Origin of the sequence: Mycobacterium sp. SMC-4, from assembly GCF_025263265.1 — a bacterium.
Classification (GTDB): domain Bacteria; phylum Actinomycetota; class Actinomycetes; order Mycobacteriales; family Mycobacteriaceae; genus Mycobacterium.
Window position 1 is genome coordinate 2,296,929 of record NZ_CP079869.1, and the last position, 26,348, is coordinate 2,323,276.

Annotated in this window: 26 protein-coding genes; 11 read left to right on the forward strand and 15 right to left on the reverse strand. The window is 65.3% G+C overall.

Translation table 11 applies throughout. From position 1 onward, the window contains the following. The first annotated feature begins 76 nt into the window (after window positions 1–76). The gene (locus KXD98_RS11175; RefSeq protein WP_313901279.1) at window positions 77–775 is read left to right on the forward strand and encodes a nitrilase-related carbon-nitrogen hydrolase; all 699 of its coding nucleotides are present in this window, start codon (window positions 77–79) and stop codon (window positions 773–775) included. 9 nt (window positions 776–784) lie between these two features. On the opposite strand, the gene KXD98_RS11180 is transcribed toward KXD98_RS11175, so the two are convergent. Further along, on the reverse strand, window positions 785–1,261 hold the full coding sequence (locus KXD98_RS11180) for a MaoC family dehydratase (RefSeq protein WP_260764401.1): 477 nt from the start codon (window positions 1,259–1,261) through the stop codon (window positions 785–787). Continuing rightward, a complete protein-coding gene (locus tag KXD98_RS11185; RefSeq protein WP_260764402.1) occupies window positions 1,258–2,451 on the reverse strand; it encodes an amidohydrolase family protein in 1,194 nt (397 codons plus the stop codon). The genes KXD98_RS11180 and KXD98_RS11185 overlap by 4 nt, the downstream gene beginning before the upstream one ends. A gap of 148 nt (window positions 2,452–2,599) precedes the next feature. Here KXD98_RS11185 and KXD98_RS11190 point away from each other — a divergent pair, with 148 nt between their 5' ends. Further along, complete coding sequence (locus KXD98_RS11190; RefSeq protein WP_313901291.1) at window positions 2,600–3,040, forward strand: nuclear transport factor 2 family protein; 441 nt, start codon at window positions 2,600–2,602, stop codon at window positions 3,038–3,040. Window positions 3,041–3,044: 4 nt separating this feature from the next. Here KXD98_RS11190 and KXD98_RS11195 read toward each other — a convergent pair whose 3' ends face one another. Continuing rightward, window positions 3,045–3,944 (reverse strand): TIGR03619 family F420-dependent LLM class oxidoreductase, encoded by a 900-nt coding sequence (locus KXD98_RS11195; RefSeq protein WP_260764404.1) that lies wholly within the window; start codon window positions 3,942–3,944, stop codon window positions 3,045–3,047. A gap of 11 nt (window positions 3,945–3,955) precedes the next feature. Beyond that, complete coding sequence (locus tag KXD98_RS11200; RefSeq protein WP_260764405.1) at window positions 3,956–5,056, reverse strand: acyl-CoA dehydrogenase family protein; 1,101 nt, start codon at window positions 5,054–5,056, stop codon at window positions 3,956–3,958. Between the two features lie 111 nt (window positions 5,057–5,167). Here KXD98_RS11200 and KXD98_RS11205 point away from each other — a divergent pair, with 111 nt between their 5' ends. Genes KXD98_RS11205 through KXD98_RS11230 form a run of 6 tightly spaced genes read left to right on the forward strand, consistent with a single transcriptional unit; the run spans window position 5,168 to window position 11,844 of the window. After that, the gene (locus tag KXD98_RS11205) at window positions 5,168–6,364 is read left to right on the forward strand and encodes an amidohydrolase family protein (protein ID WP_260764406.1); all 1,197 of its coding nucleotides are present in this window, start codon (window positions 5,168–5,170) and stop codon (window positions 6,362–6,364) included. A 6-nt stretch (window positions 6,365–6,370) separates the two neighbouring features. Further along, complete coding sequence (locus tag KXD98_RS11210; protein ID WP_260764407.1) at window positions 6,371–7,342, forward strand: acyl-CoA dehydrogenase family protein; 972 nt, start codon at window positions 6,371–6,373, stop codon at window positions 7,340–7,342. Continuing rightward, window positions 7,339–8,541, forward strand: coding sequence for an acyl-CoA dehydrogenase family protein (locus KXD98_RS11215; RefSeq protein WP_313901292.1), 1,203 nt, complete (start codon window positions 7,339–7,341; stop codon window positions 8,539–8,541). Before KXD98_RS11210 ends, KXD98_RS11215 begins: the two co-directional genes overlap by 4 nt. Beyond that, window positions 8,538–10,094 (forward strand): class I adenylate-forming enzyme family protein, encoded by a 1,557-nt coding sequence (locus KXD98_RS11220; protein WP_260764409.1) that lies wholly within the window; start codon window positions 8,538–8,540, stop codon window positions 10,092–10,094. The genes KXD98_RS11215 and KXD98_RS11220 overlap by 4 nt, the downstream gene beginning before the upstream one ends. A gap of 14 nt (window positions 10,095–10,108) precedes the next feature. Further along, complete coding sequence (locus tag KXD98_RS11225) at window positions 10,109–10,987, forward strand: mycofactocin-coupled SDR family oxidoreductase (RefSeq protein ID WP_260764410.1); 879 nt, start codon at window positions 10,109–10,111, stop codon at window positions 10,985–10,987. Window positions 10,988–10,995: 8 nt separating this feature from the next. Continuing rightward, window positions 10,996–11,844, forward strand: coding sequence for a hypothetical protein (locus tag KXD98_RS11230; protein ID WP_260764411.1), 849 nt, complete (start codon window positions 10,996–10,998; stop codon window positions 11,842–11,844). A 24-nt stretch (window positions 11,845–11,868) separates the two neighbouring features. On the opposite strand, the gene KXD98_RS11235 is transcribed toward KXD98_RS11230, so the two are convergent. From KXD98_RS11235 to KXD98_RS11250, 4 genes are all read right to left on the reverse strand, one after another. Beyond that, the gene (locus tag KXD98_RS11235) at window positions 11,869–13,002 is read right to left on the reverse strand and encodes an amidohydrolase family protein (protein ID WP_260765135.1); all 1,134 of its coding nucleotides are present in this window, start codon (window positions 13,000–13,002) and stop codon (window positions 11,869–11,871) included. Between the two features lie 122 nt (window positions 13,003–13,124). Then, window positions 13,125–13,997: an LLM class F420-dependent oxidoreductase gene (locus KXD98_RS11240; RefSeq protein WP_260764412.1), complete on the reverse strand. Its 873-nt coding sequence runs from the start codon at window positions 13,995–13,997 to the stop codon at window positions 13,125–13,127. A gap of 19 nt (window positions 13,998–14,016) precedes the next feature. Next, window positions 14,017–14,772, reverse strand: a complete 756-nt coding sequence (locus KXD98_RS11245; RefSeq protein WP_260764413.1) for an SDR family NAD(P)-dependent oxidoreductase — start codon at window positions 14,770–14,772, stop codon at window positions 14,017–14,019. Beyond that, window positions 14,772–15,377 (reverse strand): SDR family oxidoreductase, encoded by a 606-nt coding sequence (locus KXD98_RS11250; RefSeq protein ID WP_260764414.1) that lies wholly within the window; start codon window positions 15,375–15,377, stop codon window positions 14,772–14,774. Before KXD98_RS11250 ends, KXD98_RS11245 begins: the two co-directional genes overlap by 1 nt. A gap of 108 nt (window positions 15,378–15,485) precedes the next feature. Between KXD98_RS11250 and KXD98_RS11255 the strand changes: the two genes are divergently transcribed. Beyond that, window positions 15,486–16,538, forward strand: a complete 1,053-nt coding sequence (locus tag KXD98_RS11255; RefSeq protein WP_260764415.1) for an NAD(P)-dependent oxidoreductase — start codon at window positions 15,486–15,488, stop codon at window positions 16,536–16,538. Window positions 16,539–16,546: 8 nt separating this feature from the next. Here the strand turns inward: KXD98_RS11255 and KXD98_RS11260 are convergent, their stop codons facing one another. Genes KXD98_RS11260 through KXD98_RS11285 form a run of 6 tightly spaced genes read right to left on the reverse strand, consistent with a single transcriptional unit; the run spans window position 16,547 to window position 22,926 of the window. Further along, entirely contained in the window at window positions 16,547–17,998 is a 1,452-nt protein-coding gene (locus tag KXD98_RS11260; RefSeq protein WP_260764416.1) for a class I adenylate-forming enzyme family protein, read from the reverse strand. Then, window positions 17,995–18,795, reverse strand: coding sequence for an enoyl-CoA hydratase/isomerase family protein (locus KXD98_RS11265; protein ID WP_260764417.1), 801 nt, complete (start codon window positions 18,793–18,795; stop codon window positions 17,995–17,997). The genes KXD98_RS11260 and KXD98_RS11265 overlap by 4 nt, the downstream gene beginning before the upstream one ends. After that, window positions 18,792–19,598, reverse strand: a complete 807-nt coding sequence (locus tag KXD98_RS11270) for an enoyl-CoA hydratase/isomerase family protein (RefSeq protein WP_260764418.1) — start codon at window positions 19,596–19,598, stop codon at window positions 18,792–18,794. Before KXD98_RS11270 ends, KXD98_RS11265 begins: the two co-directional genes overlap by 4 nt. Further along, window positions 19,595–20,842, reverse strand: coding sequence for an acyl-CoA dehydrogenase family protein (locus tag KXD98_RS11275; RefSeq protein ID WP_260764419.1), 1,248 nt, complete (start codon window positions 20,840–20,842; stop codon window positions 19,595–19,597). The genes KXD98_RS11270 and KXD98_RS11275 overlap by 4 nt, the downstream gene beginning before the upstream one ends. Window positions 20,843–20,851: 9 nt before the next feature. Beyond that, window positions 20,852–21,658 carry an enoyl-CoA hydratase/isomerase family protein gene (locus tag KXD98_RS11280; RefSeq protein WP_260764420.1) on the reverse strand — a complete coding sequence of 269 codons (807 nt, stop codon included), beginning with the start codon at window positions 21,656–21,658 and terminating at the stop codon, window positions 20,852–20,854. 5 nt (window positions 21,659–21,663) lie between these two features. Continuing rightward, window positions 21,664–22,926, reverse strand: coding sequence for a hypothetical protein (locus tag KXD98_RS11285; RefSeq protein ID WP_260764421.1), 1,263 nt, complete (start codon window positions 22,924–22,926; stop codon window positions 21,664–21,666). Between the two features lie 108 nt (window positions 22,927–23,034). On the opposite strand from KXD98_RS11285, the gene KXD98_RS11290 reads away from it, so the two are divergent. After that, window positions 23,035–23,847 carry an enoyl-CoA hydratase/isomerase family protein gene (locus KXD98_RS11290; protein WP_260764422.1) on the forward strand — a complete coding sequence of 271 codons (813 nt, stop codon included), beginning with the start codon at window positions 23,035–23,037 and terminating at the stop codon, window positions 23,845–23,847. A gap of 3 nt (window positions 23,848–23,850) precedes the next feature. Here KXD98_RS11290 and KXD98_RS11295 read toward each other — a convergent pair whose 3' ends face one another. Beyond that, entirely contained in the window at window positions 23,851–24,717 is an 867-nt protein-coding gene (locus KXD98_RS11295) for an SDR family oxidoreductase (RefSeq protein ID WP_260764423.1), read from the reverse strand. 56 nt (window positions 24,718–24,773) lie between these two features. Here KXD98_RS11295 and KXD98_RS11300 point away from each other — a divergent pair, with 56 nt between their 5' ends. Then, entirely contained in the window at window positions 24,774–26,348 is a 1,575-nt protein-coding gene (locus KXD98_RS11300; RefSeq protein WP_260764424.1) for a class I adenylate-forming enzyme family protein, read from the forward strand.

Genomic DNA, 26,348 nt, shown 5'->3' on the forward strand with positions numbered 1-26,348 from the left:
GTCCGAGAGCATCGTTGCCGTCGATCCCATTCGCTGACGGTGGACCGGAGAGAATGTCGCGATGCACTCGAATCTGGTGGTGGCGGCAGCACAGCCGCGAATCGTCGACGGCGATCTGCTCGGGAACGCCGCCTCGCATGTGACGTCGATCGTGCAGGCAAAGGCACGCCTGGTGGTGTTCCCCGAGTTGTCCCTCACCGGCTATGCCGCAGATGCCTTACCGATCGACCTCGACGGTGCCGTGATTGGTGAACTGTTCCGCGGCTGCGCCGCGGTGGATTCGATTGCTCTGGTTGGCGCGCCGATACAGGGCTCTGGTCGTCGATTCATTGCGATGGTGCGAATTGACGGCGCACGGGCAACCGTGGTCTACCGCAAGACTTTTCTGAGCACCGATGAAAGCCGATATTTTGATGCCGGAGGCGGGCCGGGTGTCATCGCAGTGGACGGCTGGCGGGTCGGTATGGCGATATGTCGGGATACCGGCACGGAGGTTCACATCCAGGGCACCGCTGCGATGAACGTGGATGTCTATGTCTGCGGAGTCGTCCACCATGAACGAGAGCTGTCTGAGCAGCGGCGCCGAGGTCGCAGCATTGCCCTTGCGTGCCGCGCGCCGGTGGTCATGAGCAGTTTCGCCGGCGCCACTGGTGGCGGTTATGTCAGGACGGCCGGTTGTTCGGCGATCTGGTCTGCCGAGGGCCGCACGCTTGCGCAGGCTGACGCGTCACCCGGTGGCCTCGCCCGAGCCACATTGCGCCGACCGCCAGTCTGAACGAGGGCCTCAGGCGTCGACCATCGCCGCGATCGTGTCGACGACGCATGCAGGCCGATCGGATCCCTCGACCTCGACCGTGACCCGAACGGTGGCCCGGCCACCCTGGTCGTTGCGTTCGATCTTGACCAGCTCGGCACCGGCGCGGATGCGCGAGTCGACCGGAACCGGCGCCGGGAAACGAAGCTTGTCCACACCGTAGTTGACCTGCATGGACAGGCCGGTGACCTGGTAGATCTGCTTGACCAGGAGCGGAACCAGCGACAGAGTGAGATAGCCGTGGGCAATGGTCTTGCCGTACGGACCCGACGCGGCCCGCTCCGGGTCAACGTGAATCCACTGATGATCCCCGGTCGCCTCGGCAAACAGGTCGATTTCCTTCTGTGTGACCTGCCGCCAATCGCTGTAGCCAAGGTGTTCTCCGACATGGGCTTCGAAGCCGGCGATCCCGTCGAAGGTCCGTGGTGACACAGACGTGTTCGTCATACCGGAACCTTGATGCCCAGGGCCTCCATGGCGTTGCCGCCCATGATCTTCGCCTTGGCTGAGTCCGAAACACCCTCGAGCCGGTCGACGAAGCTCAACGGGTCGCCGATACCCTCCGGGTGGGGGAAGTCGGACCCGAACATCACGTGATCCTCGCCCATGATCTCGATGATTCCCTTGATGTCGTCCTCGAGGAATGGGTGGATGTACACGTTGCGTTTGAACACCTCGACGGGGTGCTCGTCGAATTCCTTCGGCATCGTGCGGTAGGCCTTGTCCAACAGCCGCAGCAGGTTTCTCACCCAGCCGCTACCATTTTCGACCACAAGGACTTTGAGGTCGGGGAAGCGGGAAAGCGCGCCGTGGCAGATCAACGCCGCCAAGGTGTCCTCCATCGCCCGGAAACCCATCACCACCTCGCGCAGTGCACTGGGCTTGAACGACAAATACTCGTCTCCGCCCTCCCACTCCATCAGGTGCTTCTGGTATCCGCTGTCCGCCGCGTGGAAGGTCACCGGGATGTCGGCGTCGACCACTGCCTGCCAGAACGGGTCGAATTCCGGCAGACCCATCGACCGCGACCCACCGAAGCGGCTGGGCACCGGCGCGGGCCGGACCAGGAAGGTCTTCATTCCGCGCTCCAGGCACCAGTGGAACTCCTTGATGGCCTCGTCGACCAACGGTAGGCAGATCACCGGGGTCGCGAAGATCCGGTCCTCGTAATTGAACGTCCAGTGCTCGTGCATCCACTCGTTGAGCGCGTGGATGATGGCGTGAGTGAGGACCACGTCATCGGTGGTGCGTTCCTCGATGAGGCTTGCCAACGTCGGATACATGACGCAGCGATCGATTCCCAGTTCATCCATCAACTCCAGGCGAGGTGCCGGGCTCTGGAAGGCGGGAATGACCTCCATGGGCTCACCGATGAACTCACGGAAGTTGAGGCCCTCGGGGTTGTTACCCAAGAAATAGTCCTCGGCGCTACCCGGCCGTGCGACCCGCTCGAACGTCGGGTTCGGGATCATATGGCTGATGTGGTCCTTGACGACCAGCTTGGGGCGTCCGTTGACCTCGACGTAGCCGACCTTGCCTCGGTGCTGCCGAGGAAGGAACTTCGTCAACGCATCCGTGGTTTCGTACATGTGGTTGTCGATGTCGAAAACCGGGTAGGGGAGCGAGCGGGTGGCCATGGGGCTGATTCCTCCTCGGAGCAGCGAATATCAGCATTTACGGTTAGTGAGAACGACGTTATCACTTCGTCGTGCGAACATCCACACGCGCCTGCGATGCAGGTGTCTTACTGTCGAACGTGCAGTGGGTTGCGGCATGATCGTGCGTATGCAGATGTGGGAGATCGTCGCCAGGGAGTTGGTTCGTCAAACGCTGGCGGACTACACGGCGGCGACCGATCGGTTCGATTTGCGCGCGCTCGCCGCATGTTTCGCACGCGACGGGGTACTGGAGTTCGCCGGCGCAACGCAGCCGCTGACCGGCCCGGCGGCCATCGAGGCCGGCCTCGGCGCGGCGTTGAGTACGCCACGCGATACCGGCCGCCGGACGGCGAGCCACGTCCGCCATCACGTGTCCAGCGTGCGGTTCGGCTCGGTCGCCGCGGATCGGATCGAAGTGAGCAGCTACTTCGCTGTTCACACCGACATCGGACTCGACCACTGGGGCCGGTATCGCGATGTGCTGGTGCCCGTGGAGGATGCGTGGTTGTTCGCTCATCGCAAGATCAGCGTCGACGGGTTCGCAGACGAGAGCCTGATGGCTGGGTAACCATTCAGGACGCGATGAATTCTTTGGCGAATTGTGCAGCCTCGTCGATCACCTCGGCGCGAGTGGCGCCGGCGGGCGCGATGGGAAGCCAGGTGACGCCGGCTTTGCAGAGCCGTTCGATGGTTGCGTGACGTTCGTCGACCGAACGGCTGGAATCGAGCAGATTGCCCGCGGAGAAGCAGATTTCCAGCGGGCTCGTGCGGCCGATCTCGGCCGCGTAGGACTTCGCCCAGTCGATGGCGGACTCCAGATCCTCCAGTGTGGAGATCTCAGCCGTCCGTGACGCCGTCGCGTATCCGAAGGTGTTGAACGGGGCCCACCCTTGTCCTCGGGTCACCGCTCGTCGCACTGCAGCTTTGCTGTTTCCGCCGACCCACACCGGGGGCCGCTCGGGAATCGGCCGCAGGCGCACCCCTCGAGCAGCGAAGGTGGTCCCTTCGTAGGCCACGTCCTGCCCCGAGAGCGCCTTGTCGAGAACGTCGAGCGCCTCATCCAGAAGAGCGCCCCGGTTGTCGAAATCGATTCCCAGAGCTCTGAATTCGGGCTTCAGATAACCGGCCGCGGTCCCGACGATCAACCGGCCGCCGGAAAGTACCTGCAAGCTCTGAATCGATTTGGCGCCGAGGAACGGGTTGCGGTAGGCCGCGATGTAGACATTGGTCAACAGACGCACACGTGACGTCGCGGCGGCGGCGAACGACAGCGCGACGAAAGGGTCCAGAGCGTGGTGGCCACCGTGGTCGAGCCATTTGGCGTCCGGGGCCGGATGGTCGGTGACGTGCACTGCGGCATACCCGCTCGATTCCGCCGCGCAAGCGATCTCGGCGATGGCCGCGGCGGAGACGAACTCCGCTTCGGCCTCGACACGATGGGTGGGTAGTTCAAGGGAATACGAGGGGCTCAACAGATGTCCTTTCAGGCGGTGACGAGAGCGGCGAGGCGTTCTGCATGGAAGTCGGGGCTTCCCAGCATCAGTTCCGAGGATTTCGCGCGGCGAATGTACAGATGGCCATCGTGTTCCCAGGTGAAGCCGATACCTCCGTGGACACGCAAGTTGTCGACGGCGACCTGGAGGAATGCTTCCGAACACGCCATTTTGGCCACCGAGACCGCCGTTGCCAGTTCCTCGCCGTCTGCGACCTCGGCAGCATGCGTGACTGCCGAACGCGCGCCCTCGACCGAGATCAGCATGTCGGTACATCGATGCTTCACAGCCTGAAAACTGCCGATCGCCCGCCCGAACTGGATACGACTTCTGGCGTAGTCGACCGCCATGTCCAGACACCGCTGTGCGGCACCGAGTTGTTCTGCGGCCAATGCCAGTGCAGCGATGTCCGATGTGCGCTGCAGCGCGGCATCGGCATCTCCCTCAGCGCCGATCAGCCTGGCCGGGACATCCTCGAAGTCCAGGTGCGCAAACTTTCTGGTGCGGTCCAGCCCGGCCAGCGGCCGGCGGCGCATTCCCGTCGCCTCGGATGAAACGGCAAACAGCGACGGTCCGACCTCGGTATTCGCCGCCAACAGGATGATGTCGGCCGTGTGACCGTCGAGCACCATGGGTGCCAAGCCGGATATGCGGTAACCGCCGTCGACTCGGCGGGCCGTCAGCGTGACCGTCCGCGGGTCCCAGGCGTCGAGGTGGCTGTTGAGGATCAGTGTCGCCCTGACCGAGCCGTCGACGAAAGCGGGCACGTAGTCGCCGATCGCCGTCTGGTCCGCACTGAACAGCAGGGCGCTGGTCGCCAACGCGACGGTGGAGAAGAAGGGTGCACACAACAGCGCGGCCCCCATTTCCTCAAATACGACGGCCAGTTCGGGCATCCCGGCTCCCGCCCCGCCCCACTCCTCGGGCACCGCGATGCCGTGCAGGCCGAGCTCGGTGGCCATCTGTTGCCATACCGCATCGTCAAAACCGGATTCGGTCGACATGACTTCACGCACCGTCTGGCTCGGTGATGCTTTGCCGAGGAAATCGCGGACCGCCTCACGGAGTTCGTCGAGCTCGCTCCTGGGCACGTTGCCTCCTGTTTCCCGACGCCGTCCCAACCCGGGATAGGCATTCCCGGTCGAGGATAGTATGTTTTGCAGTTAGAGAGAATATTGATTCTCGCCGAAAGGGGCCGAGGCGTGACAGTGAAACTCGACTACGGGATCTTCGACTGCGACACACACTGCTACGAGACGCGTGACGCATTCACTCGATACCTGCCTAAGGAATTTCACGATCGTGCCATCGCCCCGGTGCGTGGCGTCGACGGCAAAGAGGTGATCCTCGCCGGTCATCGGGTGGCCACCTTCAACAGCGAGGCCGGGTTGGGCTTCGACCTCGCCTACCGGCCGGGCTCGCTGAAGGAGATGCTCAAGCAGATGGGGTCGGGAAATCCCGACGAGACCTACGAGCCGCAGCCGATGCAGCCCGAGTACCTGGAGCGCGAACCCAGGCTGCGGGTCATGGCCGAGCAGAACGTCGAACGCGCGGTCATCTTTCCGGCCGGAATGGCTCTGGCGGCAGAGCATTACGTCGACGACACCGAAGCCCTCTACGCGAACTTGCGGTCGTTCAACCGGTGGTTCGATGACACGTGGGGATTCGACTACCAGGACAAGATCTACGCGACCGCGCTGTTGTCGCTGCGGGATCTCGACCTGGCCATCGCCGAAACCGAGGCGATCATCGAGCAGGGAGCTCGTATGGTGCTGCTGCCGACCGGTCCCGCCCACGGCCGCTCACCGGGTGACCCCTACTTCGATCCGATCTATGCCCGGCTGCAGGAGGCCGGTTGCACGTTGGTCTTCCACATCCAGCCCTACTGGTACTTCACCGCGATCTCACCGGCCTGGGGACACAACCCCGATCCGGCGGCATGGCACATGTCGGCCTGGCAATGGATGAACATCTACGGTCAACGGCCGATCGAGGACACCTTGTCGGCCCTGATCTTCGACAACCTTTTCGGCCGCTTTCCCGGATTGAACGTCTTGGTCGCCGAGCACGGAGCCGAGTGGGTGCCCCAGTTCGTCATCCACATGGACAAGAGCCGCGGGATGGGCCGCAACGGTCCATGGATCGGGGGGAAACTGACCGAACGGCCCTCGGAGATCTTCCGTCGCCATGTCGGAGTCGTCCCGTACCCCGAGGACGATATCCCCGCGATCGTCGGCAGGCTCGGTTACGACGAGTGCTTGCTGATGGGGTCCGATTTCCCACACGCCGAGGGGCTGGCCGAGCCTGCAGACTTCGTCAAGCTCCTCGACCCGCTCGACGATGCCGCCAAGAAGCGGATCATGCGCGACAACGCCAACCAGCTGCTGCGCCGAGGCTGACCACCGGTGGTCACAGAAGACGAGCTCGCTGTCGATCTGGACCTCGTCCGGGAGTCGGCACGTGACTTCCTGTCCGGCCGCGGGGACAAGGACACCGTCGACGACCTGGCTGCGATGGACTGGACGAGTCTGCTCGTCGAAGAAGCCTCCGGTGGCGCCGGGTGGCGGCCGGTAGAGGCGGCGGTGGTCGCCGAGGAACTCGGGCGTTCCGGCGACAGGTCGGCCTGGCTTGGGGTCACGGTGGCAGCCGCCGCGCTGGACACCGCGCCCGAGACAACGCGCGAACGTTGGTTGGGTCCGTTGATGGCGGGCAGTGTGGTGGCCGGTGTCGCGGTTGCCGGCAGCGTCGCGCGCGTGATCCGGGGCGAACGCGCGGATCTTCTGATCACGCTGGGTCCCGGCGGGGTTGAATTGGCCGAACTCGGCGAAGGGCAGCAAGGCCGCGCCGACGACGATCTGCTCGATGTCGCTCGGCCGGTGTGGCGGATAGACACCGCAGAGTTGGTGTCTACGACCATCGGATCTCCGGAGCGCGCCGACCTGCTGCTGGCGTTGTCGCGGCTGCTGCTCAGCGCCGACTCAGTGGGAACGGTGTCCACGACGTTCGCCCGCCTGACCGAGTACCTCAGAGATCGCACAGCCTTCGGTGCACCCATCGCGAGCTTCCAGGCGGTCCAGCACCGCTTGGTCGAAATCTTGGTCTTCGAGGTCAAGGCCCGCGCGGCAGTCATGAAGGCGGCGCGCACAGCGGCGGCCGGCGCAGGCGCGGAGACGGCCAAGGCGGCCGCTGTTGCGCACGCCTTCGTGGCCGGCGGGGCCACCGCGGCCATCGACGAGTGCATGCAGTTGTCCGGGGGCATCGGGTTCACCTGGGAATACCCGCTGCACAATGAACTTCGGCGGGTGTTCACCAATGCTCAGTTGCTCGGCACCGCCCGATCCACCCGCGCACATCTTGCAGAGGCGGCCGGATGGTGAGTGCAGAGTACGTGCGGCCCAGCGATGGCCAATTGAGCCAATTCCGCCAAGACGTCAGAGCCTTCATCGCCGAGCACGCACCGCCGATCGTGGCACGCGAGGGCCACCGTGCCCCGGTGGACGCCGAGCAGGAGCGCTTGCTGCGTAGCTGGTTCGCCGGTCTCTTCGAGGCCGGGTTCATCGGTGCCGATTGGCCTGTCGAACATGGCGGGCGCGCAGACCACCACCCCATGCACGACCGCATCGTCAGCGAAGAGATCCTGCGAGCCCGGGCGCCGCGTCCGGTCGACCAGGTCAACCTCGCCGCGCATGTGTTGCTGCACTTCGGGTCCGAGGAGCAGAAGCAGGCCATGCTGCCGCCCATCCGGCGCAGCGAGCACGTGTGGTGTCAGCTGCTCAGTGAACCTGACGCCGGTAGTGACATCGCAGGGGTCCGCAGTCGCGGCGTCCGGCAGGATGACGGAGGCTGGGTGATCGACGGCCAGAAGACCTGGATCACCGACGGGCACTGGGCTGATATGGGTTTGGCGCTCATCCGCACCGATCCCGCCTCCAAACGCCACCATGGTCTTTCGGTGTTCGCCGTCCCGCTGTCCGCCCCGGGCGTCGAAGTGCGCCCGATCCGCACCATCGGTGACGCCATCGAGGTCAACGAGGTCTTCATGACTGGCGTGCCCGTATCGGCCGATGCGATGATCGGCGCGGAGGGGCAGGGATGGTCGATCATCATGACCGGTCTGGACTTCGAACGGTTCGGGATCGGCGGTAACGTGATCCTTCTGGAGTTGCTCGTCGACGATCTGCTGACGGTCCTCGGCGGGACGACGATGGGCGGGCGGCCCACCGCCCAGCGTGAGGATGTCCGTCAGGATGTCGCACGGCTGGCGGTCGAGGTCGAAGTGGCCAAAGCATTCATCGACGACCACGTGGAGCGCATGACCGCCGGTGCCGAGCAGGTCGGCGACGGATCCATCGCGAAGCTCAGCTTCGCCGAGACCTATCACACGGTGGCCGCCTACGGGGCCGAGCTGGCCGCAGCGGCGATCACCACCGACCCTGCGGATACCGAAGTATCGGCGGCCAAACAGCGATTGCGGGAGTGCTGGTTGTGGTCACGCGCGTACACGGTCTCCGGCGGCAGCTCGGAGATGATGCGCAACATTCTGGCCAAGCGCCGGCTCGGGCTGCCGACCCGATGATTGAGCCCGGGTCCACCGTGACCTTCTGGCAGCTGGTAGACGACGCGGCGCGCGCTCACCCCCACCGCGTGATACTGGCAGACGATCACGGACGCAGCTTGAGCTGCAGCCAGCTGCGTGAGGCCGCTCTGGACACAGCCGCGGCGCTCGCCGCCGATGGGGTCGGCGTGGGGTCGCGGGTGTCGTGGCAGCTGCCGACCAGGCTGGAGGCCATGGTTCTGATGTCGGCGCTCGCTCGTCTGGGCGCGACCCAGAACCCGATCTTGCCGATCTGGCGGGACAGCGAAGTCCGCTTCGCCACCGCGCAATTCGAGACTGATGTGTTCGTCACCTCGGGAGTCTGGCGCGGATACGACCACGCCGCTGCGGCTCGCTGTCTGGCCGATGAGCGGCCGATGTCGATCATGGTCGTCGACCAGGACACGCCGGCCGGACCGGAGTTGACCTTGCCCGTCGGTGACCGCTCAGCACTTGCCCCGCCACCGTCGGATGCCACCACCGCACGGTGGGTCTACTACTCCTCGGGCACGACGGCGGCACCCAAGGGCGTGCGTCACAGCGATCAGTCGGTGATCGCGGGATCTGCTGGGGTGGTCGCGATCGTCGGGGCCACCAGCGGCGATGTCAACCCGATCGCCTTTCCGGTGACCCATATCGGCGGCGCGGCCATGTTGGCCGCTGCGCTGGTCACCGGGATGCGACTGGTGCTGTTCGACACCTTCGATCCTGATGCCACCCCCACCGCGCTGGCCAAGCACCGACCGACACTGCTCGGTTCGGCAACTCCGTTCTTTGTCGCGTTCCTCGCCGCCCAGCGCCGGCACGGTCGGCAGCCGCTGTACCCGGCGCTGCGCGGTTGCGTCGGCGGCGGCGCCCCGGTCACCGCCGAGCTGAGCCGTGAAGTGCGGGAAGTCTTCTCTGTCGACGGTGTCGCGAACTCATGGGGTCTCACCGAGTTCCCGGTCGCGACGGCCCAGCCGCCCTGCGGTCACCCTGATCTGATCGACCGGACGGTGGGCAGAACGGTGCCCGGGGTGAGCCTGCGGGTCGTCGACGACAATGGCCGTGAGGTCAGACCGGGTGAGGAGGGCGAGCTCAGACTCCGAGGACCGCAATGCTTCCTGGGATACGTCGACAGCTCGCTGGACGTTGGAGCGTTCGATTCCGACGGCTGGTTTCGCACCGGCGACCAGGGCCGTGTCGACACCGCGGGTAACGTGTTCGTCACCGGCCGGATCAAGGATGCCATCATCCGCAACGCGGAGAACATTTCCGCGCTTGAGATCGAGAACGTGCTGGCCTCCCATCCTGGCGTCGCCGATGTCGCCGTGATCGGAGTCCCCGATGCGCGGACCGGTGAACGGGTCTGTGCTGTGGTGGTGAGCCGATCCGGCACTGAGGTCTCGCTGGAATCGCTCGGAGAGCACTGCCGTGCGCAGGGACTGAGCAGACACAAAGCTCCCGAGCGGCTCGAACTGGTCGACGCGTTACCGCGCAACTCGACGGGGAAAGTGCTGAAAGCCGCGCTGCGAACGACGTTTCAATCCAGCTGACCAGGAGGGTATCAATGGCCGCTCGACTTGAGGGCAAGGTCGCGTTCATCACCGGTGCAGCGCGTGGTCAGGGGCGCGCCCACGCGCTGGCCATGGCGCGGGAGGGCGCCGATATCATCGCCGTCGACATCTGTGCCGACATCGCGTCGAATCCGTACCCGCTGGCGACCCAGGACGATCTGGCCGAAACCGAAAGGCGCGTCAAGGATATCGGACGCCGAGTGGTGGCGCGGGTGGCCGATGTGCGCGACCGGGCCGCGCTGCGCGACGCGCTCGACGAAGCGCTGGTCGACCTGGGTGGTCTCGACATCGTGGTGGCAAATGCCGGAATCCTGCCGATGGCCATGGGTTCGCCGGATGCCATGCAGTTCATCGATGCCACCGATGTTGACCTGGTGGGTGTCATGAACACCGTTGCAGTTACGGTTCCCAGGCTGGCCGACGGGTCATCGATCGTGATCACCGGGTCGACCGCAGGGATGATGCCGGGAAACGCCGACAGTCCGGAGATGGGACCCGGTGGAGCCGGATATGCCTGGAGTAAAAGAACTCTCATCGAGTACGCCGAGCAGATGGCGGTTCACCTGGCACCGCGATTCATCAGGGTCAACGTCATGCATCCGACGAACTGCAATACCCATCTGTTGCACAACGACGGTATCTACGGGGTTTTCCGCCCCGATGTCGCGGCCGAGGGCCGAAAGCCCACCAGGGAGGACGCCGAGTTGGCGTTCACCTACTTCCAAGCCATGCCGATCCCGTACGTGGAGCCCGAGGACATGGCGCACCTGGCGGTTTTTCTGGCCAGCGACGAGAGTCGATACATCACCGGCCAGCAGATACGGGTAGATGCGGGGTCACTGCTGAAGTTTCCGCAGGGCCCGGGGAAGTAATACCGGTCATGATTCTGGACATCCGCGACCTCGGCTCCGACCCGGCCGCCTATGCCGCCGAACTGCAACGTCGGTGGGGTGGTCTGCTCAGTTACCGCTACATCGGCCGTAACCACGCGTCGATGAATGTGGGGCCGGTCGATGACACCGTCACAATTCGGCAGGACATGCGTGACGGAACCGGTGCGATCCTGCTCGGCGTTTACGGCATTGCCTCACCGGAGGGCGGGCTGATAAGTGATCTCGAGGCGGTGCCGAACCCGGTGGTGCATTCCTGTCAGGTGATCGACCGCGGTGTGGATGTGTCACGGTTCGAGGTGCGCACCGAAGATCTCAAGCGCGGACAGCGGATGGCTTACAGCCGTTCCCTGATCGTCGATGCCGATGAACCTACTCGGGTTCTGGCCATCACCGAGGGGCAGGGTGTCACCATCGGGGTTCCGCCCGACGGGCTGCAGAAAATGGAGGTCGAGCCGATCGAGGTGGTCGACTCGCCCGATCTGCCCCCGCTCTGGCAGGTTTTCGGTGGACACCAGGTCGATGACCTGACCTGGATGTTGCCCGAACTGTCCACAGAGATCGCCTCACCGGATGCCGCGCTGCACGTCGGACCGCAGTTCGTCATGACCGAAACAGCAGCCCGCCAGGGGGTGATCAACAGGATCGGATCAGCTGCCGTCACGGGGATCTCTTCGCACGTGATGTTCCTGGCCCGAGGCAAGGCGGGGCCGTTCCGCTTTGTCACCGAAGTGGTAGGTGGTCAATCCAGCACGATCGCCGCGAGAACGCTTGTCTACGACGATGGTTCAGCCCAGAAGTTGATCACCGCCGCCACCCACGTATTCACCCGGGCCTGAGCCGGTCGCGACAACGCGAATCGGTCACACTGCGAGCAGTTCCTTGAGGTTCGTGCCCATCACCCGTGCCGTCGTCTCGGTCGGCAACGCGGCCAACTCCCTCAAGAAATCTTTGGGCTCGGCGAGCCCCTCAGGGTGCGGGAAGTCGGACCCGAACATCACCCGGTCGGCCCCCAGAACATCGATGAGATGCGACATGTCTTCCTCATGGAAGGGGTTGACCCAGACGTGGCGGCGGAACACGTCGGCAGGATGCTCGGCGAAATCTTTGGGCTTCTTCCGATACACCCGGTCGAATGCGTCGAGCAGCCGTGGTGCCCACGAGCCGCCATTCTCGACCACACCGATCCGCAGGCCGGGGAAACGCTCGAACACTTTGTGCGCGATGAACGCAGCAAGAGTATCGAAGATGTGTCGACTCTCCTCGTAGATGAAGCCGCGCAACGTGGTCAGTTGGAAACCCTGGAATTCGCTCGGGTTTTCCCAGTCGTCGACATAACGGTCGTAGCCGGCGTCGGAGTTGTGCATCTGGACCGCGATGCCGGCGGACTCGACCAAGCGCCAGAAGTCGTCGAACTCGGGCAGTGCCGGTGAACGGGAGGTGCCGTCCTCGCGCGGCACCGGCGCGGGACGAATCAACACCGTGCGGGCTCCGTTATCCAAACACCATTCCAGCTCCTTGACACCGAGTGCCGGATCGTTCAGCGAGATGGCCGGCACCGGAAAGATCCGGTTCTGATAGTTGAATGTCCAGTCCTCCAGCAGCCACCGATTGAAGGCATGGGTGACGGCATGGGTGAGCTCGGTGTCCGACTTCGTCCGCTCCTCCAACATTCCCGCGGTGGTGGGGAACATGACCGTTCCGTCGACGCCCTGACGGTCCATCAACGCCAGCCGCAGGTCCGGTCGCCGGTACTCGTCGGGACACCGGATGGGTTCGGCGAGTTCGCGCAGCGTCTTCCCCTCGGGATTGATGCCCCGGTAGTAGTCAGCCCACGCTCCCGGTGTCGGAATGACCTCGTATGTCGGGTTCGGGATGCACTCGGTGACCACTCCGAGGATCTGCAGCTTCTTGCGGCCCTTGATATCGACGAACTGCAACGCATCAGAGTATTTCTCGGGGAGGTACCGGGTGTACGCATCGATCGTCTCGTACATGTGGTTGTCGGCATCCCACACTTCGAGCTGGTCGTTGTCCACTTTCCGTTCCTCCTACCTCGTCGCCGCCTCGCGGTAACCACATTACCGTATAGCGAGAAGATTAATTCTCGAACGACAACCTAGGGGAGGTTCAGGCCGAGGTCGCCGATCAGCTTCATCGTCTGCCGCGATTCGGAGGTGGGAAGCAGTAGCTGAAGGTGGTCGACGCCGATATCCCGGTAGGAGGCCTGCACGGTCTTGAATGCCGATGCGCTCTCGACGGCGGTTGCCGCAACAATGCGGAAACCGTCCCGTGTTCGGCCTGCCTCGGCTGCGTAGCGGCGCAGTTCGGCCACCAGTGCGGCAAGCCGTTCGGGCGGCATCGGCGCCGCGATCCAGCCGTCGCCGATCCGCACCGCGCGCTGCAACGCGGCTGGAGAGTGACCCCCGACGAGAATGGGAATCGTTCGGCGGGTCGGCTGTGGACGCCGATCCATCTCGTTGAAATCGACGAACTTCCCGTGGAACTCCACGAACGGCTGGTCACCCTCCCAGAGGGCGCGCAGGACGGCGACGTGCTCCTCGCTGCGCGCAGCGCGGCGTTCCCAGGGCAGCCCCATGGCGTCGGCTTCCTCTCGCATCCAGCCGATCCCCACGCCGTAGGTGAGGCGGCCCTCGGACAGCGCGTCAAGGGTGGCAAGCTGACGCGCATTGGCGATGGGGTGGCGGATCGGCAGGACGGACACCGACGTGCCGAGTCCGATCGACGTCGTGTGGGCCGCCACCCAGGCCAGAGTCGTGACCATCTCGAAGTTGGGCGAAAGGTGCTCAGCGAGCCAATCGTCGGCCACCTGCACCGGGGCGCGGCCCAGCACGTAGGGCGACTGCACCCGTCGTGGCAGCACCAGGTGGTCGACCGCCCAGAGGGCGGCGAATCCTTGTCTTTCGGCGGCTTGTGCGAACTCTTTGATGAAGGCCGGAGATGATGCGGGTCCGGAGTGGGGGAGAACCAAGCCGAATTCCATCGCGCTGCTACAAGCTCGTGAAGTGACCGCCGTCGACCCCGAGGGTCTGACCCGTGATGTAACGGGCCCTCGGGCCGACGAGAAAACTCACGGCGGCGCCGATGTCATCCTCGGGGTCACCGATTCGACCAAGCGGGACTCGCCGCGCCAGACGCGCCTCCATGGCGGGCTCTGCCTCGATCGCGGCGGTCATCGCCGGCGAATACGCCAACGGTGAGACCACGTTGACCGTGACGCCGTGGAGTGCCCACTCGCGGGCCAGGCTCTTGGCGAAACCGCGCAACGCGCCTTTCATGGTCGCGTAGAGGGGCAACGTGGCGCTGCCCTCCATGCCTGCGGCAGAGGTCATCACCAACAAAGATCCCCCGCGTGACCGCAGCGGTTCGAAAGCTGCACGCGCACAGTGAAACGCACCGTCCAACGACACCGACCAGTGCTGCGCCCACACTGAGTCGTCGACGTCGGCGAGCTGGTGGGGTTGACTCGAGGCGTTGCTCGTGGCGTTGTGCACGACGGCGTCGAGCCTGCCCGTCGTCGCCACCGCCTCGGCGACAGCGGCGCGAACCGACTCCAGCTCGGCGACGTCGCATCGGGCCCAGCTCGCGCGGAGTCCTCGGTCGCGGATTTCGCCTGCAGCAGCAGCCCCGTTGTCATGTCGGGTTGCCAGCACGACGTGTGCGCCGTCGGATGCCAGCGCGCGCGCGATGCCGAGACCCACGCCGGCGCCTGACCCGGTCACCAGTACGGTGTGCTCGTCGAGCATCACGGCAACATCACCGATCCACCGTCGACGACAAGCGTCTGGCCCACCAGATGGTCGATATCTCGACGTAAGAGAAACGTCGTCGTCTGGGCAACGTCGTCGAGAAGTGTGGCGGGGTTCTCCACCGCCGGCGCAGTGAGGTGGGCGGCCAGCGAATCCAGCGACGGGGCAATCAGGTGGAGCGGAACCGCGACCATGTTGGCGGTCACGCCGTGCCCCGACCACTGGCGGGCAGCAGACTTCGTCATCGCGCGAATGCCCTCGACAGCGGTGGTGTAGGGCACCAGATGGGCAGACCCCGGCAAGCCCAGCGTCGGTAGCACGACGACGATTCGCCCGCCACTCGCTCTCAGGGCGGACCAGGCGGACCGCAACGTTGACATCGTGCGTCGCACCGGCTCGTGGGCGAGACGGTGCCATAGCGGTTCATCGACATCGGCAAAGACAGTTTCGGTTGGTTCGTCGAACACGACGACGACGCCGTCAAGGCCGGTGGGCAGCGGACTGTCGAACGCCTGAACGGCAGTCCCGAGTTTCGACGCAAGCGCATCGGCGAAGCCGCCGGATCCGACCACCGCCATCTCGATCGTGGAAACGTCGACCACCTCCGACTCCGGCTGTGCACCCGTGGCCTCGGCGGGCTCGACGTGTGGATCCAGAGGGTTAATATAGCCTCTCAGTGCTGAGAATACCGATTTACGGAGACGATTACTTTGGCATTGGTTTTGGTGACCGGCGCGTTCGGTCTGGTGGGCAAACAAACGATCGAACAGCTGAGCCGACTCGGCCACGATGTCGTCGCATCCGATCTGAGAACCCCCGAGAATGAACGCGCGGCACGTCGGCTCTGCGGCGGCGTCACCGTTCGGTGGGCTGATCTCACCGATCCCGACCAGGTCGACAGGTTGGTGGAAGATTCCGCGCCGTCGGCGATCGTGCACCTCGCTGCAGTCATCCCGCCGGTGTGCTACGAACGAGCCGATCTCGCACGGCGGGTCAATATCGGTGCCACCGAAGCGTTGGTGGCTGCTGCCGAGAGATTGCCGAGCCCTCCGCGGTTCATCCAAGCCTCGAGTGTGGCAGTCTACGGCTCCCGTAACCCGCATCGGGCGGGCGTGTTGACGGTCGAATCACCGGTCAAACCAGTCGATTCGTACGGATCGATGAAGTTGGCAGCGGAGAAGATCGTCCAGGAGTCGTCGTTACCGTGGTTGGTGCTGCGACTCGGGGCGGTGGTCAGCTCGAATCTGCGGTCGTTGCCGCTCAACGCCGACACCTTGTTTCTGGAATGGGCGCTGCCGGTGGATGGCAGAATCACGACCGTCGATGTTCGCGATGTCGCAACGGCATTCGCCACCGCTGCTACCGCCGAAGAGACGGGCGAGATTCTGTTGATCGGCGGGGATGACTCCCATCGACGCCTACAGGGGGAGATGGGCCCGGCCCTGGTGGCGGCGATGGGCCTGGCCGGTGTGTACCCGGAAGGCAGGCCGGGGAATCCCGACGACGACTTCGGTTGGTTCGTCTGCGACTGGATGGACACCCGGCGTGCACAGGAGGTGCTTGGATTCCAGAATCACTCCTGGCCGCAAGTCCTCGAGGAGATCAGAGGCAGCGTCGGGGGTTGGCGGTACCTGCTGGCTGCCGTCGCCCCCATCGCGCGAAAGGTGCTCGCGCGGCGTACGCCGTATCGCGATTCGGCTCCCGGCTACGCAGATCCTTGGTCGCTGTTTCGAGCGCGCTGGCCAGGAGCCACCCCCGACTGACTCGGCGATCACACCTCGGCCCGCGCCACCAAGTCCCGCTTGACCACCTTGCCCACGTCGTTGCGGGGAAGCCGGTCGACGAAAACCACCCGCGCCGGGACCCGGTAGGGCGTCAGGCGATCCCGGCACCACGCGATGAGGTCGCTCTCGTCGACCGAATCATCGGTTCGTGCGACGAACGCCCACGGCACCTCGCCCAAGCGCTCGTCGGGTATGCCGACCACCGCGGCTTCTCGGACGCCCTCGGCAGACAGCAGGACGTCCTCGACGGTACCGGGGAAGACTTTGAGGCCACCCCGGTTGATCATGTCCGAGACCCTGCCGTCGAGCCACAGGAAGCCGTCCTCGTCGAACCAGCCCAGATCGCCGGTGCGGAACCACCCGTCGTCGGTGAGGCGGTCGAGGAAAGCGGGGTCAATCTTGCGCGCCGCGGTGGTGGGTGTTCGCACCATCACCTCGTCGTCGGCGATCGACACGTCGATCCCGGGCAGCGGGCGCCCGACCGAACCCAACTTCGCCTCGCCCCACTCACGTGCATCGGCAGCCGACCAACCGACGACTTCGCCGCCGAGTTCGGTCTGGCCATAAGAATTCAAAACCAGGACACCAAATTTGTCCCGGAATCTGCCGGCCTGTACAGGGGACAGTGGGGCCGTGATGGACCGCACGATCCGCAACGGCGAAAGGTCGGTGACGGTGTCGTCGTGCAGGACCATGGTCAGCGCGGCCGGTGGCAACACCGTCGAGCGCAGCTGGTGGCGTGCCACCAAGGCGGCGAAATCGGCGGGCGAGAACCGGTCCATCAGTACGACTCCCGATCCGGCCCGGAAGGCGAACAGGATCTGGTAAATACCCGCCCACAACGACAACGAGAGCGGCACCAAATTCGGCATCGGTGCTCGCTGCTTGGCCTTGGTGCCGGAGCCGGCCCCTCGAAGCTTCGCGAGCAGGCGGTCGATCAGGTCGAGTACGGTGGCGTGACGCAACGGCACAGGCTTTGGCGCGCCGGTCGTACCAGAGGTGAACTGCAGCAGTGCGACATCCTCGTCGTACTGTCTGGGGTCGTCCTGGGCTCGGGTGCCGATCCGACTCTGCCACTGCAGGTCTTCTCCGGTGATCATCGGGAGTTCGCACGACGAGAACCGCTGTGCCAATGCGGGTGTGGTGACGATCGCGACGGGCCGCAGGGTCTCCAGCTGTGCGGTCAACTCGGCGTCGGCTGCGCGCGGATTGAGCGGGGTGTAGACACCGCCCGCGCGCCACGTGCCGAACAACGCGGCGACGGTGGTGGCATCGTTGGGCAACATGGCGGCGACGACCTGCCCAGTCTGAAGTCCACTCTCGGCCAGCGTCACCCCCAGCGCTTCGGCGCTGGCGCTCAGTTCGTCGCGCCCGACATCGGCGTCGAGGGAGTGGACGGCAACATCGGGCAGGCCGCCGAGCAGATGGGTGAGGTTCACGAGCCGGCCTCCAGCGGCTTCCAGGCCGGAGTGCGCTTATCGGCGAACGCCCGTGGGCCCTCGTCTTGGTCCGGGTGTCCCCACATCGAGGTGAGGTGCTTGGCCCCCTCGCGGCAGGCGTCGGTCAGTCCGTGTTCCAGCGCCCCCCACAGCGCGCGCTTGGTAGCCCGCATGGCAGCCGGCGAGTTGCGGGCGATCTTCTCGGCCAACTTCTGAGCGACCTCCTGCAGTCGTTCGGGGGGGTCGACGACCTGGCTGATCATGCCCAGTTCGTAGGCGCGTTGAGCGCTCAGCCGCTCGTGGCTGCCGACGAGCGCCATCCGCAGCACGGCCTCGGCGGGCATCTTGCGCATCAGCGCGATGGTCTCCAGGGCGCTCACCTGGCCGATCGAAACATGCGGGTCGACAAACGTGGCGTTCGAGGAGGCCAGCACGATGTCGGCGTCGGCGACCCAATGCAAGCCCCCTCCCGCACACACACCGTTGACCGCGGTGATGACAGGTTTACCCACGTTGCAGTGCCAGGCGGTGAGCTTGAGGTCCAGCGTTCGCATGGTCTCCTGGAATTGCAGTACCGCCTCTCCGTCGAGTTCGTCGACGTCGGCACCCACCTGGAAAGCCCGCCCGTTGCCGGTATGCACGATGACCCGCACCGCGGGGTCGGCATCGAGCTCGGCCCAGGCCTTCGGGAACTCCGCACGCATGACGACGTCATAGGCATTGAGGCGGTCGGGGCGGTTGTTGATGATCCATCCGACCGAACCACGGCGCTCGACGATGAGCCTCTGATAGGTCACGGCACCTCCATACACTTCTGCCATTGCGGTGTGCGCTTTGCCCGCCACGCACGCGCGCCCTCGGAGTGATCGGGGTGATCACGCAGCCGCCAGATCTCGTCTGCGGCCTCCCGCCTGGCCGCGGACAACCCGACCTCCAACGAACGCCACAGCGCTTTCTTGGTGGCGCGCATGGCGGTCGGAGAGTTGGCGGCGACAGCGGTCGCCAGCGTCGCTGCCGCACTGCGCAGATCGCCGTCGGCCACCACTGCCGAGACTATCCCGAGTTCATAAGCACGCTGGGCGGAGATGCGTTCACCTCTACCGCACAGCGCCATTCGGGTGATCGCTTCCATGGGGGACTTGCGCAGCAGGGTGATCGCCTCGTAGGCGACTGCCTGACCGACCGACACGTGCGGATCCACGAAGGATGCACTGTCCGCCGCGATGACGATGTCTGCGTCGGCCACCAGGTGCAAGCCACCGCCGGCGCACACACCGTTGACCGCGGCGATGACGGGTTTCCAGACATCGCAGTGCCATGAGGAGATCTTCAGCTCGGCGTCACGGGTGCGGCGCGAGTGCTTGCGCATCGCCTCCTTGTCCCGCGCCACCTGGACGACGTCCATGCCGGTACAAAAGGATTTCCCGGTCGCGGTGTTCACGATGACCCGGACATCGGGGTCGGCATCCAGCTCGGCCCATGCCCGTTCCAGTTCATCGAGCATCATCGCGTCGAATGCGTTGCCGGCCTGGGGTCTGTCGAGGGTGAGCCAACCGACACCGTCGGCCACCTCCACGATCAGGCGCTGGTAGGCGGTCATGAGCGCGGAATGTCTTTCCAGGGCTTGCCCTTCCACGGGTCGGGCTCCTTGGGCAGACCCAAAACGCGCTCGCCGAGGATGTTCTTGTTGATGTCGGTGGTACCGCCCTCGGTGCTGTTGGCCAGGCTGCGCATCCAGCCCTGCACTTCCCGCGGCAGGTGGTCTGTGTCCTCGGTCGGTTCCCATGCCAGTGCCGCGGTACCGAGCAGGTCCACCATCAGGTTCTGAGTCTGCTGATTCAACGTCGCCTGATGCACTTTGCCGATCGACGACGCGGCACCGGGAGACTGCCCGGCCGACAGCGCGGCGCGCACTCGCGCGTTGGTCCAGCCGCGGATCTTCTCCTGGGCCCACAGATGCATCACCTTGTTGCGGACCGTCGGATCACTCCAGCGTCCGGTCTCCTGCGCCAGCGTGATCAGTCGCTCCGCGCTCGATCCCCCGAGCCGCCCCATGCCGCCCGAACCCGAGCCGGATACCATCTGGCGCTCACTGGACAATGTCGAAGCGCTCACCCGCCAACCGTCGTTGACCTCACCGACTCGATGCGCGTCGGGAACCCGCGCTCCGTCGAGGAACACCTCGTTGAACTCCGCCTCGCCGGTGATCTGACGCAGCGGCCGCACTTGTACACCGGGCTGGTGCATATCGAGCAGAAAATAGGTGATGCCCCGGTGCTTGGGCTGATTCGGGTCGGTGCGGGCCAGCAGGATGGCGTAGTCGGCCTCGTCGGCCCAGGTGGTCCAGACCTTCTGGCCGGTGATCACCCAGTCGTCACCGTCACGAATCGCTTTGGCCGCCAATGATGCGAGATCCGAGCCGGCGCCGGGCTCACTGAACAGTTGGCACCATTTCTCTTCGTTACGCACGATCGGTGGAAGAAACCTCAGGCGCTGTTCCTCGTTGCCGTGGCTGAACAGTGCGGCGGCGGCATTGTTGAGCCCCAGCGGGTTCAGCCGGGTCAATCTCAGCGGAGCCAGCACTGCCTCGATGGCGCGTGCTGTCTCGTTGCCGACTCCCAGACCACCGTGCTCAGGAAGCCAGGTCGGCACGACCAGTCCTGAAGCGGCGAATACCGGGTACCACTGCCGGTATTCGGTGGGGCTGCGCACCGACCGCAGGGCGCTGGGGCCCGCGGCCGACGCCGTACGCCAGGCCTCTGGGACTTCGGTGTGTACCCAGTGCTCGACCGCGGCGACCGCGTCGGCGGTGCTGGTGGATTCGTCAATTGCCAGCTGTGTCATGAATCCTCGTCAACGGCCCTGGAATCGTGCGTCGCGCTTGTCCCGGAAGGCCGCCAGCCCCTCCTTGAAGTCGTCGCTGCGGCTGGACAGCTCAAGCGCCATCGCTTCGTTGTGCAGGTGGCGATCCAGGTCGAGCCCATGGCCGCTGTGCAACAGCCACTTGGTCAGGCCCAGCGCAACCGTCGGCGCGTTGGCCAGTGCGGTCTCGAGCCGTTCGGCGGCGGCATCGAGTTCGTCACCGGGGTGGGCGCCGTGGATGATGCCCCACTGCGCGGCGGTGGCCCCGGAGATCTCCTGGCCCAACATCAGCAGTTGGCGGGTGCGCACCATGCCGATGAGACGGGGGAGCAGCCACGCGGCGCCACTGTCCGGGGTGAAACCGCGAGCCATGAACGGCTCCCAGAAACGCGCGTCCTCAGCTGCGATGCAGAAGTCGGCGGCCATCGCGAAATGAAAACCCAGACCGGCTGCCCAACCGCGAACCACCGCGACAATGGGTACCTGCGTCTCAAGCATCAGTGGGATCAGTCGGTTGGCCTTGTTGGGCAGGCGGCGCTGCGTGCTCCCCACTCGGGGCTTGCGCTCGGATTTGGCATTGTTGGCCACCAGATCCGAGCCGGCGCAGAAGTCCGGGCCGTCGGCCTGTATCCGGATGACCCGCACGGATTCGTCGATACCGGCCGCAGCGAGGTGCTCGATCATCGCGTCGAGCATGACGTCGTTGACGGCGTTACGACGGTCGGCCCGATCCAACGTGAGTTCCAGTACGGGACCTCGATGTTCGGCGCGCAGCCCGGGCACACTCGGATATGACATGGTGATCAGCGCTCGGAGAATCGAGCCGACACCGCCGCGAGCAGGTCGGTGAGGTTGGTGGCGCCACCGGGCGGATCGGGTAGCCGGACCGGGCCGTGCTCTCTGCTGGGCAGCAGGATGGTGGCCCGCCCGGGAGCGGTGACCTGATTGCGGTGGTTGGTCGCGGCGACCTCGAGATCGACCGCCGGCCGGTTGCCGTCGGCGAGATACTTACGCACCACCGTCGCGGTGATGGTGTGCAGGTCGCCCACATAGTTGAACAGCCGGAACTCGCACTCCAGCTTCCACAACCAGGCATCGTCGCCCATCCAGTCGGTGCACAGATGAATGAGCCATGTCTCGCGCATGCGGCCGTAATCGAAGGTGGTCGGGTTGCCGGCATTGCGGGCTGCGTCGGGTTCCCAGTGCACACGCTGCTGAACATCGGGCACACCGTGCTCGTTGGGTGTATAGAAACGAGGTATGCGTTGCCGGTTGCGCCACGCCAGCCGAAGCGGGCGAACCCCGTACATGCCGGTGCCCATCCCGACGTGCCAACACACCATGTCGGTGACGGTCAGCGGCCCTTTGGTCAACGGTCCGACAGAATCGCCCTCGTCGACGTCTTCCCACCATCGTGGCTCTGCGCCCCGCCGCACTTCGCGCGCGTACCGGTCGTCGAGGTCGGCGATCTCCTCGGGCGTCCACACTTTCAGGTCGACTGCCTCGTACTTCTTCTTTCCCCGCGCCTTGCTGCGTTCGGTCCGGATCATGTTGCGGTACTGCCCGCCGAGCAGGGTGCCCTGGTCATCGCGGAAAACCTGGGCGGACCACTCGTGCACGGCACGCTCGGCGAACTCGCTGGTTTTGTCGAGCGCGGCGACCAGCGCGTTGCGCCGGAACACACGGTGGCCGGCACGTAGTGGCGCCCACCATTCCCGCGACGACGAGGCGTAGAAGGCGTGCACGCCACGCAGGGGGTCGCCTTTGGTCAGAGCGCGGTCATCGTCGGAGAGTTCGCTTACCTCGTCTTCGCCGATCAGGGTGTCGCCCCCGACCAGCGCGGGCGGTGCCACCGGCCCGCCCCAGACGGATGTGGCGGCGTACTGCGGGTCACACCACAGTGGGTTGGCGTCACCGTAGCTTTCGGCGACATGGCGGAACGCATCCTCGTTGGGACGGAAGTAGTGCGGCGGCTGGGTGTGCGGGACGGAGATGCCGATCGTGGCCCGCAGTCTGGCCAGTCCCTCATCGGTGATCTGGCCTTTTTCTGCCAGGGAGCCCGCCATCCACTGCCTCCTCCGGGTGGCCCGCCACGTTGCCGGACCAAGGTGGAAATTAAGATACCCGATAAACGGAAACGCCGTTAACGCGGCCGAGGCGGAGGGTGCAGCGAGATGAATCAAGAGGACCCGGGAATCGTCGTGGCCGTCGGTGATGACGGCGTGCAGACAATCACCATCGATCGGCCCGATGTTGGTAATTCGTTGTCGCCCAACGCACGTGATGTCCTCACTGAGGCCTTTCGGCATGCCCACGAGAATCGCGCAGTTCGGGCGGTGCTGCTGAGCGCCTCGGGTGATCGGCACTTCTGTGCCGGTGCCGGTTTGGCGCCGCACGCCCCCGGCGCGTCCCCTCCGCAGCGGGGCCCCGGCGATATCGCCCGCATGCTCCAGGACGGCTGGCAGCGGTTGGTCAGTTCCGTACTGGACTGCGACAAGCCGGTTGTCGCCGCGGTCAAGGGCGCGGCGGTCGGTGCGGGTTCCAGCCTGGTGCTCGCGTGTGACCTGGTGGTGATGTCGACCGAGGCGCGCCTGGTGCAGGCGTTCGTCCATCGCGGAATCCTGCCCGATTCCGGAGCTGTGCACCTGCTGACGCGGATCGTGGGGTTACGCAAGGCCACGGAGCTGCTGATGCTGGGCGAACCCGTCGATGCCCTCACCTGCGAACGGCTGGGAATCGCCAATCGAGTTGCGCCGCTGGGGGAGACCGATAGCGTGGCGGCAGCCCTGGCTGCTCGGCTGGCGGCCGGTCCCACGGTCATGTTGTCGTTGACCAAACGCCTGCTTACGGTGTCGTCCGAGTCCGGACGCGACCGCGCGTTCGAGCAAGAGGCGTGGGCAGCCGAGGTGGTATCGCACACCTCGGATCTGAAGGAGGGGCTGCAGTCGTTCGCCGAGCGGCGGGAGCCGCGCTTCCAGGGCCGCTGAGGGTCAGGCCTGGGCAGGTCCGCCGCGAATCGTGAAGGACTCGGAGTCGTCGATGCGGTCGATGTTCTCGGCCACGGCTTCTGCGGTGAGCTCGCGGTCTTCGATGCCCCTGGTCACGCCGATGAACACCCGTGACACCTTGCCCGCTCCAACCGAGTAGATATGCGCTGTGCGGTCGCAACTACGGTGCGCGAGGTAAACGACCACCGGGGTGACCAGCTCCGGGTCCATGGCCTTGCCGGCTTCGCCCATGATGTCCTCGGTCATGCGGGTCCGCGCAATCGGCGCGATGGCATTCACGGCGATGTTGTTGCGAGCGCCCTCGATCGACAGCACGTGCATCATCCCGATCAGGCCCATTTTCGCGGCGCCGTAGTTGGTCTGCCCGAAGTTCCCGAAAAGCCCAGTTCCTGAGCTTGTTTGCACGATACGACCGTAGTTCTGTTCGCGCATCACCGGCCAGACGGCACGAGTGACGTTGAAGGCCCCGGTCAGATGGACGGCGATCACCGCGTCGACCTGGTCGGCGGTCATGTTCTTGAAAGCGGCGTCGCGCAGGATGCCGGCATTGTTGACCAGTATGTCCACCCGGCCGAACGCCTCCATGGCCGTCTCGACGATGGCCGCTCCACCCGCTTCGGTGGCCACCGAGTCGACATTGGCGATGGCGATGCCGCCGGCTGCAGTGATCTCATCGACGACGGTTTGCGCGGCAGACGCTGAGGCACCGCTGCCGTCTACCGAGCTGCCCAGGTCGTTGACAACCACCCGGGCACCTCTTCGAGCCAGTTCCAGGGCATGGCACCGGCCGAGCCCACCCCCCGCACCGGTGACAATCGCTACCTGGTCTTCGAATGTGAGTCGCTGCATGGCTGAGAGGTTACATTTACAGCCAAGAGAATCAGCATTTGCATCGGAGGAATTCTATGTCGGGCCCGACAGAGCTGCTCGCACCGGCCACGTGCAGGGCGGAGGTGCTGCGGGAACGGTATCGCAGAGCTGGCTTCTGGTCGGGGGATCCCGCCGATGCCATTCGATTCACAGCCAAGCGGTATCCGGACCGCGCAGCACTGCAACACAGGACTCGGACGCTCTCGTATGCCGAACTTGACGCGCTGGTCGACCTCGCCGGTCACGCACTTGTCGAGGCCGGTGCGACGTCGGGCAGTCCGGTCGTCATCGTCGCGGGTAACGACGTCGATTCGGTGGTGGCCATTCATGCGGCTCTGCGCGTCGACGCGGTCGTCCTGCTGGTGGCACGCAGTGCGGGGATCGCAGCTGTTCAGGATGTGCTGACGCGCAGTGGCGCGCGGCACGTGATCGGGCGGTCAGGGGACCCCTTCGTCGCGGACTTGCCCGACGACTGCACGTTTGTCGCCGTTCCGGCCGCCGGCGCCATGGCGGTGCGCGCGGATCCGCTGCGCTCCACACGAGCCGCCGACGAGCCGTCCTTCGTCTTGTACACCTCCGGAACAACGTCACGACCCAAGGGAGTGGTGCATTCGATCAGCACCTTGACCAAGGCGTCGATCAACTACATCGCCGCGGCGGGACTCGGTGCCCACGACAGCATCTTCTTGATCAGTCCGCTCGCGTCGGTGACCGGCGTTCTTCAAGCCCTCTTCATCGGGCCGATGCTCGCGATACCGGTGGTACTCGAAGACCGCTGGGACCCTGCCGCAACCTGCGATTTCCTCCTCGATTCGGGTGCCACCTGGTACGGCGGTCCTGATCGACTTCTCGACAGGCTCCTCGATGAGGTGGTGGCGCGCGAGAAGGTCGTCCCGCTGCGGGCGGTGTACCTCGGCGGCACCCAACTCGACCGCCGCATCGTCGAGCGGGTCGAAGCGGACTTCGGCATCGTGGTGATGCGAGCCTACGGCTCTTCGGAAGTGCCGATCAGCACGTCCGGGGTGCGCACCGAGCCCAGCGAACTGCGCCATGCTGACGACGGCGCGCCGCTGGCTGACGTCGAGGTTCGGGTCGGGTCGACGATGGAGCCCACCGAGTGCTGTATCCGGGGCCCGCACACTTTCCTCGGGTACACCGACGCCGATGACGACGCACAGGCCTTCGACGGTGAATGGTTCCGCACCGGTGACGTCGCCGACCTCGATGACGGGCGGGTTCGCATCGTCGGGCGCATCAAGGACATCGTGATCCGCAACGGCCTGAAGATCCCGGCTGCCGAGGTGGACGAGGCCGTCCTGCGGATTCGCGGCGTTCGTGAGTGCGCCGCCTACTCGGTCGCCGACGAGACCACGGGCGAGCGGTTGGCGGTGGCGCTCGTCCTCGACGAGGGGGCCGACCTGACGTTGGCAGAACTGTCCTCGGCGCTCGTCACGGCGGGACTGCCGAAGTACAAACTCCCCGAGGAACTGGTGTTCTGGGAGCAGTCCCTGCCGTTGAACGCGAACGGAAAAGTGGAACGGAACAAGCTGGCCGAGCGGTCAGTCGGTCTGCACCGCGTGGTAGCGGACCGCGTGCGTGCCGCCCACTAG